This window comes from Desulfurococcaceae archaeon MEX13E-LK6-19 (genome assembly GCA_029637525.1).
In the GTDB taxonomy this organism is placed as follows: Archaea; Thermoproteota; Thermoprotei_A; order Sulfolobales; family Desulfurococcaceae; genus MEX13ELK6-19.
The window spans coordinates 1,863,096-1,878,699 of the sequence record CP072660.1 but is presented as its reverse complement, the minus strand read 5'-3'; the positions used below and the strand labels follow the sequence as shown (position 1 = coordinate 1,878,699).

At 39.1% G+C, this 15,604-nt stretch carries 17 protein-coding genes; 13 read left to right on the top strand and 4 right to left on the bottom strand.

Annotated features, from left to right (window positions below; genetic code table 11):
• Positions 1-131 precede the first annotated feature (131 nt).
• Positions 132-656, bottom strand: coding sequence for a hypothetical protein (locus tag J4526_09600; GenBank protein ID WFO75299.1), 525 nt, complete (start codon positions 654-656; stop codon positions 132-134).
• 5 nt (positions 657-661) lie between these two features.
• The gene (locus J4526_09595; GenBank protein ID WFO75298.1) at positions 662-1,696 is read right to left on the bottom strand and encodes a hypothetical protein; all 1,035 of its coding nucleotides are present in this window, start codon (positions 1,694-1,696) and stop codon (positions 662-664) included.
• Between the two features lie 121 nt (positions 1,697-1,817).
• Here J4526_09595 and J4526_09590 point away from each other — a divergent pair, with 121 nt between their 5' ends.
• Positions 1,818-2,477 (top strand): hypothetical protein, encoded by a 660-nt coding sequence (locus J4526_09590; protein ID WFO75297.1) that lies wholly within the window; start codon positions 1,818-1,820, stop codon positions 2,475-2,477.
• A 125-nt stretch (positions 2,478-2,602) separates the two neighbouring features.
• Complete coding sequence (locus J4526_09585; protein WFO75296.1) at positions 2,603-4,321, top strand: methionine--tRNA ligase; 1,719 nt, start codon at positions 2,603-2,605, stop codon at positions 4,319-4,321.
• 42 nt (positions 4,322-4,363) lie between these two features.
• On the opposite strand, the gene J4526_09580 is transcribed toward J4526_09585, so the two are convergent.
• Together J4526_09580 and J4526_09575 are read right to left on the bottom strand one after the other, a co-directional pair.
• Positions 4,364-5,533, bottom strand: coding sequence for a nicotinate phosphoribosyltransferase (locus tag J4526_09580; GenBank protein WFO75295.1), 1,170 nt, complete (start codon positions 5,531-5,533; stop codon positions 4,364-4,366).
• Positions 5,534-5,612: 79 nt separating this feature from the next.
• Entirely contained in the window at positions 5,613-6,026 is a 414-nt protein-coding gene (locus tag J4526_09575) for a secondary thiamine-phosphate synthase enzyme YjbQ (protein WFO75294.1), read from the bottom strand.
• Positions 6,027-6,179: 153 nt separating this feature from the next.
• Between J4526_09575 and J4526_09570 the strand changes: the two genes are divergently transcribed.
• From J4526_09570 to J4526_09520, 11 genes are all read left to right on the top strand, one after another.
• Complete coding sequence (locus J4526_09570; GenBank protein WFO75293.1) at positions 6,180-6,725, top strand: Hsp20/alpha crystallin family protein; 546 nt, start codon at positions 6,180-6,182, stop codon at positions 6,723-6,725.
• Between the two features lie 120 nt (positions 6,726-6,845).
• On the top strand, positions 6,846-7,367 hold the full coding sequence (locus tag J4526_09565) for a metallophosphoesterase (protein ID WFO75292.1): 522 nt from the start codon (positions 6,846-6,848) through the stop codon (positions 7,365-7,367).
• 111 nt (positions 7,368-7,478) lie between these two features.
• Positions 7,479-8,378 (top strand): uridine phosphorylase, encoded by a 900-nt coding sequence (udp, locus tag J4526_09560; protein WFO75291.1) that lies wholly within the window; start codon positions 7,479-7,481, stop codon positions 8,376-8,378.
• A 14-nt stretch (positions 8,379-8,392) separates the two neighbouring features.
• Positions 8,393-9,340, top strand: a complete 948-nt coding sequence (locus tag J4526_09555; protein ID WFO75290.1) for a carbohydrate kinase family protein — start codon at positions 8,393-8,395, stop codon at positions 9,338-9,340.
• Positions 9,341-9,349: 9 nt separating this feature from the next.
• Positions 9,350-11,344 (top strand): arginine--tRNA ligase, encoded by a 1,995-nt coding sequence (locus J4526_09550; GenBank protein ID WFO75289.1) that lies wholly within the window; start codon positions 9,350-9,352, stop codon positions 11,342-11,344.
• A 46-nt stretch (positions 11,345-11,390) separates the two neighbouring features.
• Positions 11,391-11,717: a hypothetical protein gene (locus J4526_09545; GenBank protein ID WFO76405.1), complete on the top strand. Its 327-nt coding sequence runs from the start codon at positions 11,391-11,393 to the stop codon at positions 11,715-11,717.
• Positions 11,714-12,103: a metallopeptidase gene (locus J4526_09540; protein ID WFO75288.1), complete on the top strand. Its 390-nt coding sequence runs from the start codon at positions 11,714-11,716 to the stop codon at positions 12,101-12,103. Before J4526_09545 ends, J4526_09540 begins: the two co-directional genes overlap by 4 nt.
• A gap of 78 nt (positions 12,104-12,181) precedes the next feature.
• The gene (gene sucC, locus J4526_09535) at positions 12,182-13,309 is read left to right on the top strand and encodes an ADP-forming succinate--CoA ligase subunit beta (GenBank protein ID WFO75287.1); all 1,128 of its coding nucleotides are present in this window, start codon (positions 12,182-12,184) and stop codon (positions 13,307-13,309) included.
• 6 nt (positions 13,310-13,315) lie between these two features.
• On the top strand, positions 13,316-14,194 hold the full coding sequence (gene sucD, locus J4526_09530; GenBank protein WFO75286.1) for a succinate--CoA ligase subunit alpha: 879 nt from the start codon (positions 13,316-13,318) through the stop codon (positions 14,192-14,194).
• 69 nt (positions 14,195-14,263) lie between these two features.
• Positions 14,264-14,797: an inorganic diphosphatase gene (ppa, locus tag J4526_09525; protein ID WFO75285.1), complete on the top strand. Its 534-nt coding sequence runs from the start codon at positions 14,264-14,266 to the stop codon at positions 14,795-14,797.
• Positions 14,794-15,522: a hypothetical protein gene (locus tag J4526_09520; GenBank protein WFO75284.1), complete on the top strand. Its 729-nt coding sequence runs from the start codon at positions 14,794-14,796 to the stop codon at positions 15,520-15,522. Before ppa ends, J4526_09520 begins: the two co-directional genes overlap by 4 nt.
• Positions 15,523-15,604: the final 82 nt, after the last annotated feature.

The window sequence follows — 15,604 nt, the reverse complement described above, 5'->3', positions numbered from 1 at the left end:
TATGGCCCTACATCATCTTTCAGGAATTTATGGGAGGTCCCCACTCATCATCATGTAGTAACTAGTTTTTCTTGAAGAAATACTTTTCCATAATTCTTGAATCATTGGTTCTAATAGGATATGGCTTGCATCTAAAATAATTCAAATACTATTTTCTCGTAGCCTCCTACTTTGGTTCCACGCGGCACTTTGAAGAGAAGTAGTCTAGAATTATTTCTTAGCTCGTAGGCAACACCAAGTTCTGCGTCAATAAACCTACCTTTTTCATGAATTATCCATTGTACTATGTAGTCGTATTCCACTTCTTCTTCCTCGTAGATATTCTCGTAGACATTAACTCCTTCGGTGAGTTCTCCATAGAACTCAATATTGAATATAATATATGCTAGGTCTGGTCTTCCACGTACTCCTATTTCTACATCTTTAACAATGGGTCTTGACTCGTTACCGTTTATAAGAACTTTTTCTTGGTCTAGGAAGTATTGCATATTGTTTTTAAGAACTTCTTTTTCTTCGGCTAACGCGTTTTTTCTACGTAAAAGCTTGTAATAATAGTTGTCGGGGTCATAGTAGTCAAATATTATTATCTGATTGAAAAGTCCATGTTTATGGATTACAAAGAATCCTTGTGCATATATGGGTTTTGGTTCTTCCACTAGTATCACTCCTCAGCGATCTTTTTATATGCTTTCCAACCTTTTTCTGTCAGTTTAAGTATATTGATTTTCCCTTTTCTTATAACATTGACATAGCCTTCTTCACTGAGTCTTTTTATTTTTCTTGATATAGTTGATTTAGGTTTACCTAGTATTTCTGGTAATCTAGCTTGTACAATACCTTTATCCCCTGTTTTCCCTATGGCTACTATGATGTTCCTAATGACATCATCTGATAGAAGGTCTTTGGACGATAGTTCTTCAATGACGACAGCTCTAGATCTTTTCAAGAAGAAGTACACTAGGGCAACAACTATTGCTACGGTGAGTAAAGCTATGATGTACAATAGAAAGTTGTTATTGCTTGTAGCTATTACTCCAGTGTTCTCTTCATTAGTTGTAGTCGTTGTCTCTACTATTGGAGGCAAGATATTTTCGCTTAATTCAGGATAAATTGTTATAAAGTAGTTTGTTTTATCAGAAAATCGTATAATTAGCATATTAGGTTTTTTCTCGATACTATATCCGCCTATGGATACTATTATCGGTGTATAGTTCCCCATTATTCTTAATTCGCATGATAAACTAATGTCGTTGCTAATTCGTGTCAAGTTAACGTTTAGAAAATAGGAATCAATACCTTCAACATCGAATATACCGTAAACGAGTATTTTTATAGCGATCTTAATAATATCGTCAGCAACAACCACAATATTTTGTGTTGTTGTATCAAATGATGTTGCATTAGTCAAGTCTACTAGGTTGTTTGTGGAAGTAACACCAGTAACATTTATTATTGCTATATTTGTGCCATCAATAACCAAGGGTATATCAATGATCCCTGACGTAGGTTTATCGAAGCGTAGATCTAGCTCTACATAGGAGGTATTTGCTACGGGGTCACCTAGTATGAGAATATTTAATGAAGGGTCGGGAGAAGATGCATTAAGATAAGTAATTGGGATGAAAGATACAAGTAATAATAACATGTAAATAGTAGCTATGGGTATTACAGTCTTTTTCTTCATAATATTATACACTATTTGGTGCACCTCTTTCTTTTTCCAACCCTGGTACATAATGTTTCTTTAACCACTTAAATCTATATTTTATCTATAAAGAAATCACGTGAATTATCTGAGACATGGATGTGATATAAAAGTGTATACGGGAAAGTACATTAAACAAACATACAGCATTCCTAGTATCGTTATTATCGGGGAATCAAGAGAGAGAATATATGATGCAATAGCAGGATTTACTGTTTATCCTTATAGAATGGTTTTAATTACTACAAGTAATGGCCGCGTAAATAAAATAAACAATATACCCTTTACCCTAGGAGGTGACATTGTAGAAGAAATCTTCTCAAAGTGTATACTTAAAAACGAGAAGCCTAGTTCTCTTCTAGAAGAAGCTATTTATCATATGTTGTTTACGGGGGGATTCCTTATATCAATATACCACAAGAATCTAGCATATTCCAAACCGTTGTCACTATTTCTTCCGAGTAAGAATTTAGCCTATTACTTAATTATTGATGAAAAACATGATAACGATCTTCCTACATATAGGCTTGAGGATATGATATTGCTCGGCTATTTGCTACAGGAGGGAAGAATAGATCCTCTTATTGATTTCTGTAGACAAACAAAGATATGTAATGTACAGGACAAGGAGGTCTTCATTAATGTTTGGAGAAGGAGTATCCTCGGAGTTTGTTCTAAAGAAAGCCATAGTATTGAGGAAAAATATAGAGCTATTAGAATATACCCTGACAACAACCCTCTAAGACACATCATTGTCTATAAAAATCCTTAATCATTCTTAATTTCATGTATCAGAGAACCAGGTGTTTGATTTTTAAAGAAGGTAAATCTATATATCCTGTCTCCTGTATCTGTTTAACTCAAAATTAACAATGTATGAGTGTATGGTGGACAGAAATGGTGAAGTGGGTTGTTGGAGCTGCGTGGCCCTATGTCAACAGTGTGCCTCACCTGGGCAACCTTATAGGGAGTATATTGTCTGCTGATGTATTTGCAAGATATATGAGGCTACGTGGAGATGATGTTGTATTCGTTAGTGGTAGCGATGAGCATGGAACCCCGATTGAAGTAGAAGCTATGAAAAAGAAGATCTCACCTAAAGAGATGACCGATCAGGTACATGAGTATGTATCAAAACTCTTTGCAGAATGGGGTATAAGTTTTGATAATTATACAAGAACAGAAACGCCTACACATAAGGAGTTTGTAAGAGAGCTTCTCATGAAGGTTTATGAGAATGGGTTTGTATTTGAGCAAGAAGATATTGTCCCCTATTGTCCCAATGATAACATATTCTTGCCGGATAGATTCGTTGAAGGAACATGCCCTTACTGTAAGTACCCTAAAGCGCGTGGAGACCAGTGTGATAATTGTGGTAGACTTCTTCATCCAACAGAACTACTCGAACCCCGTTGTGTACTTTGTGGCTCAAAACCGATTTTCAAAAGGACCAAGCATTGGTTCTTCGATTTACCTAAGCTTCAAGACGAGATCCTTGAGTGGGTGAAAAATAACCCTAATCTCCCTGATAACGTGAGAAACTTCACGTTATCGTGGATTGGAGAAGGTCTTAAACCTCGTAGTCTCACAAGAGACAATAAATGGGGTATACCTGCTCCTTTCCCTGGTGCTGAAAACAAGACTATTTATGTATGGTTTGATGCTCTTCTAGGCTACATTAGTGCTACTAAAGAGTATTTCGAGAAAAAGAATGAGCCCGAGAAGTGGCTTGAATTCTGGAAAGACAAGGACACGAGAGTGGTCTTCTTTATAGGTAAGGATAATATACCGTTCCATAGTGTGATCTTCCCCGCTCTTGTTATAGCAAGTAAAGAAGGCTATGTACTGCCTTGGAGTATTGCTGCTACAGAGTATCTATTGTTTGAGGGAGAGAAGTTTAGTAAGAGTCGCGGCATCGGAGTATGGATTGATGAGGCTCTTGAGATCATGCCGGCGGACTACTGGAGGTTTGCATTAATCAGGCTTAGGCCTGAACAAAGAGATGCCAACTTTAGCTGGAAAGAATTCTATAGAATAATAAATAAAGAGTTATGTGATGATATAGGAAATCTTATACATAGGATACTGAGTTTTATTTACAAGAGGTTCGAAGGAGTTGTACCAAAACCTGGTAAACTCGAACAGCCTGATGAAGAACTAATAAACAAGATCAAGGATACCGTCGATAAAGTAGATCATGAATATGAGAGACTCCGTCTTAGATTAGCTTTGGAGAGAATACTTGAGCTTGCATGGGCGGGTAACCAGTACATAAACCTGAAAGCGCCTTGGGAGAAGATAAAGACGGAACCAGAAAATGCTGCTACAACAATGTGGGTCGGCGTGAACATAGTTTACGCGCTGACAGTACTTCTAGCACCTATTATACCACGTAAAGCAGAAGAGATATGGAGTCAGTTAGGTATGGAAGAACCATTATGGTCTCCTGGCAGAGTTAAAACAATCAAAGAATTACCCGTAAAACCTGGTCATAGAATTGGTAAGCCTTCTCCATTATTCCCTAAGCTGCCTCAAGACTTCCTCGAGAAGATAGATAATACAGTTAAAGAAGTTAGAGAAAAAATAAAAGAGAAAAGACCGCCTGTCCTCAGGTAACAATATTTTTATTTTTATGTAAAAACATTGTTTAGCTAATTTCTAGATAGGCTGGGGTTCCGGTAATTCTTTCAATTGTTCTAATACGTAGTTGCGTATCTCCTTTATAGTAGGTAATTTATTGACGATCTTGCCGTTATCTAAGACCTTGATGAGCATGGGTTTGTAGTCTTTTGGTGCTTCAGAGTCCCATGGAAGGACTATATCGTTTAAACCAGGTCTTTTACGGTATAATTGTTTGGCTCCTGGTAATTTACCTCTCTTGGTTATGGGTACCCATTTGCCATCTTCATATACTTCAACTATGTCCATGCTTATGTCTATGTTTGGTGGAAATGCTATAGATGTACCTACACCAAACCCATCTACGAGATCTCTTAGCTCAATAATTTCTTTCTCGTTAATACCTCCGCTGACAAAAATTTTCACGTGCTTATATCCATGTAAGTCAAGCGTCCATCTCACTTCTTTAACTATTGCTCTCATGTTTCCTCTACGACTACTGGGTGTATCGAGGCGTACGCCGTATAATTTGTTGCCTAGCAGTTTAGCGGCCATAAGGCTCTCTATCCTCTCATCATAAAATGTATCAACAAGCATTATTCTTGGGACATCTTCTTCGACATACTTATCAAATAAACTCCACGCTTTTTCTTGGCTACCGGATACAATAATTAGTGCGTGAGGCATTGTGCCCACGGGTTTTAATCCTAAATGTTTTTCACTTGCTGTACCAGAAACTCCATCAACGCCTCCAATGTATGCTGCCTTATCAGCTATAACTGCAAGGGCGGGATGTAGTGCACGTAATCCAAAGAAGAGTATGGTTTTATCCATTGCTAGCTTCTTTATTCTAGCTGCTTTTGTTGCTATACTAGTTTCATGCCTTAGTATACCTAATAGGGGTGTTTCATAAACAGCTATATCATTATAATATCCTTCGATAATCATTAATGGTTCGCCGGCTTTAAACAATGTTCCTTCAGGCAGACTATATATTGTGACAGGAAGACCTTCAAATAATCTGATTACTTCTTCTACTCCAACAAAAACAGCCCATTCATAGCCTTTTGGAAGACTGTTTGTATGAAGTTCCATTCTAACTTTTTTCCTAATACCAGCTTTCTCGAGAATCTTCTTGGTTCTCACGAAGTAGATATCAGTTACACTACCTTCTTTTATTTCATTCCAGGAAACCATGTATGGATTCATTGAGTAAGCACCCTAGAAGACTATATAGCTCGAGTACCCTTCTTGTGTGAGATATTGTTGTGAAAAATAATTTGTGTTACTACTCGCCTATAACTTCGATTAAGACGTATCTCCTGTACCTCGGGCCATCCATTTCGACAAAGAATATGTTTTGCCAAGTACCGCGCACCAGCTTACCGTTTCTTACCGGGAAAACTCTATCAGCAGATATCAACGCGCTTCCTATATGTGCGTGTGCATTATCATCTATAATATTGTGTTTCCAAGCCCTATCTGGTTGTACAAGCTCTTTGATTTTAGTTAGAATATCATCCATTAGCCCACCCTCATGTTCATTAGCGATAATCGCGGCTGTAGCATGTGGAGCGAATACAAGGCATAAACCGTTCTTAATACCGCTTTTCCTAACGGCTTCTTCTACTTCATGAGTTATGTCTACTAATTGGAACTTCTTTTCTGTAGAGAATACTATTTCGTGGAAAAATACTTTCAACCTAAACCACCATTTATGGGCTTCTTTATTCTTTTACTTGACTAAGAATAAATTTAGTATGCTATATTTATTCTTCGCAACACGGTGAAAAGCGTGCTTTTATTAAGGCATAAAGAAATTACTTCTTACCGAAACAGGTAGAGGGTGGAGTCTATGAGTTGGCGTAGGAGAAGAAAGAGTATATTCGATCTATTTGATGAATTCTTCAGAGATATTGAAGAGGAGTTCTATAGACTTATGAGGGATTTTGAGTGGTTTGGAAGAGAATTTATGGAAAAGGGTGGTGAGGGAGAAGTAAAAGTTTATGGTCCATACGTTTACGGGTTTAGAATAACAATAGGCCCCGACGGAAAACCGAGAATAGAGGAGTTCGGTAATGTAAAGAGAGTCCATGGAAGACCAGTTATTAGCGAGGAAAGAGAGCCCCTGGTAGACGTATTTGAAGAAGATAAGGACATTGTCGTCATAGCTGAGATCCCTGGTGTCGAGAAAGACAAGATTCAAGTAAAAGTATCTGATGACCGTAGAAAGCTAATCATCAGAGCAAGTAATGAGAAGAGGAAATACTATAAAGAAGTCGAATTACCCGCTCCTGTAGATCCTTCCAGTGCCAAAGCAAGCTACAAGAATGGCGTACTTGAAGTTAGATTAAAGAAAATTGAGCCAATAGAAAAAGGTTATGACATAAAAGTTGAGTAAGAAGGATTGATTTCTTGAATAAAAATAAGCAGATATTTTTATTAATTATAAACAAATGTAACAAGGTTTTTCTAGAGAGCCAATAATGGTAAGATGTATATACAAAAAGGGGTGTCGTTTATGATTATCGGCGTTATGAGTGATTCTCATGATAATATGGAGAATGTTGTCAAAGCGTTTAACTTCTTTAGAGAACGAGGTGTAAATACGATCATACACTTAGGAGATATTATATCGCCATTTATTGTTAGGAGAATGATTAAGGAATCTTGGAACGATCTTGTTGTTTATGCTGTCTATGGCAACAATGATGGAGATAAAATACTCTTACAAAAGCTCTTCAGAGAAAGAAACTGGGTAATTAGCGAGGGACCGTGTTTTATAGAGATAGATGGTGTAAAAATACTGGCTATGCATGGTTTTGGTAGTATTGAATTCACGAAAAATATTGTCTACGCTATTGCAGAGAAAATAGATGCTAACATAGTACTCTATGGTCATACACATAGGAAAGACTATAAGAAATTATCCAATGATAAAATAGTTCTAAATCCAGGAGAAGTATATGGATTCCTTAGTGGTGAAGCAACAATAGCTATTGTTGATACAAAAACTCTTGAAGCAGAATTCATCAAGATATAAACATAACCATATTTTATTGTGTTCTGTAGACAACATTGTTATCCAGTATCGTAATTGGAGAAGAATTGATCTACCTTTTTGTCTCATAAGGATATCTAAAGGCATGTTTTTATGGTAGTAACACATATTTTCATAATCAAAAGGAGAGGTGGTTCGTCCTTGCCTGAAAGAATGAAAAGCGCAAGTACTCCGGAAACAGAGGAGGGTTTACAGTATCATTTACGTGTGAAGCCGGGTGATGTATCAAGGTATGTTCTTGTACCAGGTGATCCTGAGAGAGTAAAGAAGATTGCAAGCAAGTGGGATGAAGCATGGCATGTAGCGAGTCATAGGGAATACACAACATATACTGGTAGATATAAAGGGGTACTCATAAGTGCTACAAGCACAGGTATAGGAGCACCATCAACAGCCATAGCGATTGAGGAGCTTGCCCGTGTGGGTGCAGATACTTTCATAAGAGTTGGTACAACCGGTGCGTTGAGACGAGAGATAAAGATAGGTGATTTGATAATATCTACTGGTGCCGTGAGACTTGAGGGAACAAGTAAACAATATGTTATCACGGAGTATCCTGCTGTAGCTTCGTATGAAGTTGTATTGGCTTTGATTGCGGCTGCTGAAGAACTTGGTGCACGTTACCACCTTGGATTGACAGCCTCTACGGACTCATTCTATGTTGGACAAGAAAGACCTGGCTTCAAGGGATACCTACCACCGTTCAATAAAGGTTTAATAGACTTCCTCAAATCAGTTAATGTACTCAACTTTGAAATGGAAGCCGCCACAATATTCACTCTCGCAAACATTTATGGACTAAGAGCCGGCGCTGTCTGTGCGGCCATAGCCAATAGGGAAACAGAAGAATTTGTTGTTGACGCAGGTGTTGAAGACGCTATAATGGTTGCTAATGAGGCAGTAAAGATTCTTAGTGAATGGGATGAACTAAAGAAATCTCTTGGCAAGAAGTACGTATCGCCACAACTCATAGTAAAGTGGATGAAGTCCTAGGGAAGGGAATGTTTATGCCTAAGAAACAACATGTACATGTCGCAATAGGTAATTTAAACATTGACATCACACTCTATGTTAATAAGCTTCCTGGCCCTGACGAATCTTTGATTGCATCAGATGCCCGTATAGGTGCTGGTGGAGCTGCATCAAATTATGCTGTAGCTGTAACTTACTATGGTCACATAGCTTATCTGATTGCATCAACTTCCAGCTATAGTTTTGTCGACCATGTAATAGAGGATCTTGCAAGAATAGGTGTTAGAACAGATTACATAAAAAGAGTTGACGGGATCCCCGGCATAGTGTCGATAATAGTTGATTCTAAAGGAGAAAAAATAATGGTCAAACACCGTGGCGTAAACTCTATGCTCTCACCAAATGATGTCCCAAGAGATCTTCTTGAGAAAGCTAGTATAGTACATATAGCTAGCGTTGAACCGAGTGTAGCACTAGAGATCGCTAGGAGGGCTAATAGTCTGGGTGTACTCGTGAGTTATGACCCAGGTAGCGGGGTTTTTGAGTCAAAAGATATCGTGTTTAATGTCATTAACTATACAAACATACTCTTCCTAAACAGAGCCGAGGCCAAGGCTTTAGTTGGACCCGATATAAGCAAGTTGCTGAATAGAGGCCCTTGGATTATTGTTATTAAGAAGGGTGCAGCTGGAGCATATGCTATAGAACCAGGCGGAACGGTATATCATGGCTTATCTAAACCCATTCGAAAACCTGTTGATACAACAGGTGCTGGTGACGCGTTTGCAGCATTTTTCAATGCAGCATACCTTGATAGTAAAGATGTTGGTAAAGCGCTTGAGTACGGGCTTGCAGCAGCAGCCCTAAAGGTTATGTGTAGAGGTAGTAGACTTTGCTTTAATAAGACATTATTTAATAAACAACTGGCTGAGACAATGGTTGAAAAACTCAAAAACCCTCCTGAATGGGTTCTTGAAGATTAGGAGGTTTAGATGGAGTTGCATGTCTATAGGGATCCGTTTGGTAAACTTGTCAGCGATATCGTGGGAATCATTGTCGATGAAATGAAAGAGAGTGGGGTAGAACTTAGTGAAAAAGAAGTCGTGCTGCAAATAGCTGAACCGCCTTCCCCAAGTCTCGGCGACCTTGGAGTCATGGTTGCAAGGTTTGCTAAGAAAGCTGGTGTTAATGTCAGAAGCTTTGCTGAGAAAATACAGGAGCAGCTCAAGAATATTGAAGGTGTTAGTGATACTAAGATTATTGGTGGGTATGTGAACGTCTTTTATTCCTCTGAGTATCTTGCACATCTCGTTATAGACTCTATTAAAGAGTATCCAGATTATGGTAGTGTTCCTGTAGAAAAACCATTACGCTACATAGTTGAGCATACCAGTGCTAATCCTATACATCCTTTACACATAGGACATGCTAGAAACTCGTTTCTAGGCGATACACTAGCCAATTTATTGAGAAATAGAGGACACATAGTTCAAACGAGATTCTATGTAGATGATACCGGTAGGCAAGTAGCTATCCTTGCTTTTGGATATAAACTTCTAGGAAAACCTGAACCACCACCAGGAGTTAAGCCTGATGAATGGCTTGGAAGAATTTATGCGCTAACTAATTTATTAATGGAGCTCAAGGTTATTCGCGACAAACTAAAAGAAATAGAAACCAAGTATAAAGTCGAGGGTTCTCTTGATGAAAAGACTATGGATGAGTATCGTGAGTTAGTGAGGAAACAAGATGAGATAGCCGCTGATTTAGGGAGATTGTGGGAGAAAGACAAAGAACTATTTGATAAACTAAGTGAGGCGATAATGAAGTTTGAGGGTGATTTTGATGAGGAGATAAAGAAAATCATGTTTGCTTATGAGAAAGGAGAAGAATGGGCTAAGGAACTTGTTAGGAAAGTAGTCGACTTAGCTCTCAAGGGTATAAGAGAAACTCTTGACAGAGTAGAAGTAAGGTTTGACAAATGGGATTACGAGAGTGAACTTGTTTGGAGCGGGCTTGTAGATGAAGTCATTAAAAAAGCTAAATCATCGCCTTATTTCACATTGCACAAGGGAGCCGAAGCACTTGATGTAGGTAAACTAGCGGCCGACAAGAATGTTAGAGAAAAACTATCGATAACGATTGGCGGGGAAATACCTCCACTCATCCTTAGGAGAAGTGATGGAACCACACTTTATACCACAAAAGATATAGCGTACACTATCTATAAGTTCGAGGACTTTAACGCCGACAAGGTAATCAACGTTATTGGTGCCGAGCAAAGACTTCCGCAAGCCCAGATAAAACTAGCATTATATGCTATAGGCCATGTAAAAGAGGCCGAGAATCTCATCACGTATATCTATGAAATGGTTATCTTACCCGGCATGAAGATGAGTAGTAGAAGATACAGAATAATTACTCTTGATTGGATTTTAGATGAGCTTTATCACCGTGCTAAAGAAGAAGTTGATAAGAGAAGAAGTGATCTCGATGAAGATGAACGCAGGAAAATAGCGTGGTGGGTTGCAAGAGCAGCGATAAAATTCTATATGGCTGGAACAGATCCATTGAAACCGCTTACATTTGTCTTCGAGAAAGCACTTAGCATGAAGGAGAATAGTGCACCATATCTAATGTATACATATGCTAGGGCAAACAGTGTCCTAGAGAAGGCTGGCGGTGTTGACTGGGACAATATAGACTACAGTAAACTAGGTAATGGAACTAGGAAAAGGCTAGTATGGCTTCTAGGAAAATACCCTTGGATAACGTCAAAGGCAGCAGATGATCTATCGCCTGAACTATTAGCATCATACCTGCTAACTCTTGCCGACGAATTCAATAGATGGTATGGTGAGGAAAGAATTATTGATGAGAGTGACAAAGGGTTAATGAACTTGAAGCTAGCTATAACGTATGGTGTGAGGCATGTTATCGGGCATGGACTAAGGTTATTCGGTATAAAACCATTGCCGCATATCTAGCTGACGAGGAACTAGGGTTATGTCTCAACAAAGTATAGAAGAGATTATTGATGGTAAAAAGATCCGTATCTATAGAAATGATGAAGTTGAGGGGGTTATCGCTGGAATACCTAGGGGGCATTACCATTTAAGGATGGCTATTGTTCTTAAAGACCAAGTAATAGTTTTACATGAAGCGACAGTAGCAGCGATTGTTAGAGCATATGTAGATATAGTTACGCATCCCACGAGAAGAGCTGTTGCAATGGTTAAGAGAACTGTTGACAAGACGAAGAAACACGGATACGCTAGTGTTCAGCAAGTTGATGCTGATGTTGACGAGGATAACGTCTTAGATATCATTGAGAAGATGCTAGAGGTCTCTAAGGCTTGAAACCCGTTTATACAAGAGCTGATGACGTCCGTAAACTAGCGGAGAATATTGTTACTATACTAAACGATTATTTTGGTCACATAGATATCAATAGGATATTTTTCGTTAGAAGCAAGGGGTCGAGAACAACAGCTATTGCACGTATCCATGCACTCCCACGTATTTGGCGTGAAGTCCTTGGTCTTGAGCCAACCTATATTATTGAGGTTGTTTCAGAAAACTATGACCCTTTAAGCAATGACGAGAAAATCAAGATAATAATCCATGAATTACTCCACATACCCTCTAGGTTTTCTGGAGGCCTTCGTCCACATGGCAAGTTTGTTAACAATAATGTAGTTAAAAAACTGTTTAAAATATATAAGAAAAGGTTGAATAGTAATTGACTAAAAGGTGATTAGTAAAGTTTTCCAGATTTATTTTTAACTATAATTCTTGCTAATTATTATTCCTGGTGGAAAGAATTGAAACTCTATGAATATGAGTCAAAGGAACTTGCCAGGAAGTACGGTATACCTGTTCCCCGAGGCAAGGTTGCTTTTACGCCTGACGATGCAGAAGCTGTTGCCCGAGAAATAGGAAAGCCCGTTGCAGTTAAGTCGCAGGTTTTAGTTGGTAGGCGTGGTCTAGCTGGTGGTATACTATTTGCGGATACCCCAGATGAAGCTAGGCGTATAGCCGAAAAACTGCTTGGCTCAACTATTAGAGGTGTTAGAGTAGAGGCTGTTCTTGTCGAAGAAAAAGCCTGTATTGAAAAAGAGTACTATCTATCAATGACTGTTGATAGGTTTGCTAGGAAACCCGTAATCCTTGCATCCTATATGGGTGGTGTTGAAGTAGAGGAGCTTGTTCGTGAGCATCCTGAGTCGTTACTAAAGATCCATGTGGATCCAGGGATAGGTATTACTAGTTATATGGCTAGATACATTGTGAAGCATTTTGGACTACCATTAAGCTACACGAGTTCTTTGATGAAAATCCTTGAAGGCATGTGGAAAATGATGAATGAACTTGACTTAGAGCTTGTCGAGTTTAATCCATTAGCATTGACTTGTAATAAGGAGCTAGTTGCTTTGGATGCAAAAATCATTGTTGACGATAACTCGTTGTATAAACATAAAGAGTTTGCCGAGAAGTCGTTGAGAGAGTATAGTGGTGTCGAGCTTGAAGCCAGAAAACTAGGATTTGCTTACGTGGAGCTCGACGGCGATATAGGTATCATAGGAAATGGAGCAGGTCTCACAATGGCTACGATGGACTTGGTTAATCTATATGGAGGAAAACCAGCCAACTTCCTTGATGTAGGCGGTGGCGCCAGTAGAGAACGCGTCAAAGAAGCCGTTAAAATATTGTTAAAGCACCCCCGGACAAAAGTAGTCCTTGTCAACATCTTCGGTGGTATAACACGTTGTGACGAAGTAGCCGCTGGTCTTGTAGCTGCCCTTAAGGAGACTGGTTCTAAAAAACCCGTGGTAGTGAGACTACTGGGTACAAATGAAGAAGAAGGAAGAAGAATTCTACGTGAAGCAGGTATTCATGCTTTTTCAGAGCTTGATGATGCTGTTAAAAAAGCTGTTGAATTAGCGGGGTGATGTTGGATGGCTATAATTGTTGATAAGAACACAAAGGTACTAGTTCAAGGGATCACGGGAAGAGAAGGTAGTTTCCACACGAAATTAATGCTTGAATACGGTACAAAGATTCTTGCTGGCGTAACGCCGGGCAAAGGTGGCAATGAGGTACATGGAGTACCTGTCTATGATAGCGTTTCAGAAGCCCTCATGAAACACCCTGACATCAATGCATCTATAGTATTTGTGCCAGCACGATTTGCAGCTGATGCCGTATACGAGGCTATAGACAATGGGATCAAGGTTCTAGTGGTTATAACGGAAGGTATACCATTATGGGATGAGCTTAAGATGATTGACTATGCTCGCCGTCATGGCGTTGTGGTAATTGGCCCGAATACACCAGGCATTATAGTTCCTGGTGAAACAAAAATAGGTATCATGCCTGGTCACGTATTTACTAAAGGAGAAATAGGTATTGTATCGAGAAGCGGGACACTAACCTACGAGATTGCACGTGAATTAAACAAACACGGGCTCGGGCAATCAACAGTGTTAGGGCTTGGCGGAGACCCTATCACTGGTCTCAACTTTATCGATGTATACAAAATGTTTCTAGAAGACAATGAGACCAAGGCCGTCGTCATTGTTGGAGAGATAGGTGGTGACGCAGAAGAGAGGCTTGCAGACTATATTAAAAAACATGGATTAGAGAAACCCGTAGTAGCCTACATAGCAGGCAAGACAGCTCCTCCAGGTAAGAGAATGGGTCACGCAGGCGCCATAATATCGATGGGCATGGGTACATGGGATTCTAAGAAACAAGCGCTAGAAGATGCCGGCGTACCTGTAGCAGACAAGCCTAGTGACATACCCGTACTCTTAAAGAAGCTCTTGGAGAAATAAGAAATAGAGCTTTTTATTCTAAACAACACGTAATCTATGTAGAAGTGAAAACATGAGGGGAGTGGTATAATGGGTGTCTATGAGAAACTTGGGCCTGGAGAGAAAGCTCCTGAAATAATCAACGTAGTGATTGAGATACCCATGAACAGTTACATAAAGTATGAAGTCGATAAAGAGACGGGAGTAATTAAAGTGGACAGAATCCTCTATACAGCAATGCATTATCCATTCAACTATGGATTTGTTCCAGGGACCCTTGAGGAAGACGGAGATCCTGTTGATGTACTTGTTGTAGGCTATGAGCCTTTAAGCCCAGGTGTTGTCATAGAAGCTAAACCCATAGGTATTCTTGAAATGGAGGATGAGGAAGGACCCGACGCAAAAATAGTTGCTGTACCTAAAGACAAGATCGATCCAAGATTCAAGAACATAAACGACATCAACGATCTTCCTGAAGCAATCAAGAACAAGATCAAACACTTCTTTGAGCACTACAAGGAGTTAGAACCAGGTAAATGGGTAAAAGTAACAGGGTGGAAGGGGCGTAGCGAAGCACTTGAGAGGATAAAGAAGGCTATAGAACGGTATAGGGAGAAACATTGAGTTTTCTGAGTATCCTCAATACAAATACAAGCTTTTTGAAAACAAAAACCCAAATCGCCATAATTCTTCTGTTCCTACTGACATTATTTCCTTGGACTGGAGAACCTGTTGCTAGTCTGCAACAGTATTATGTTGAATATTTGTTCATGGTGCGCTCAGAGCATATAAGCATGTCTTACTCTCTTGGAGCAATAATAGATCAGGATGACAATATAGTCATAAATAAAACATCACGTATAACTGTGTCAGAATTTCTTTATACGCTAAAACATGTTAAAATAGAAGATTTTGTACAGAAACTCACCAGAATCCTAATAGAGAAATGGATCAATAATACAAGCCCATATAGCAGATTTCCAGACAATGCAAGACATGTTTCATACACATACTTATCGGTAGGAGCATTAATAGTTAAGGTAGATGTTGTTTATCGTGATAACTCTATTGAATATCGTGATGTAAAAAACGGCATACTTCTCGGTGGAACTCTCAGGGTGTATATTACTGAAATCGTTGTTAACAATGTAGAGCTCATCGTTAAAGAGAACTTTACGATAGAATATCTGGCAATAAAACTAGAGCCACAAGAAATACTTGCTGGCTCATCGGTATCGCCATTAATATCTAAAGATGTAGTGAAAACACTAGCCTACATAACCTCGGTTGTAATGCTTGTTTTATTAGTACATACATTTGCTAGATGGAGTAATTATAGGATATCCTAGAGGATTAATGAAAACGGTCAGAACGGCTCTTCCAGTCGTCATCTCTTTTGATCATACGTCGCAGGCGCACATCATCCCTCTT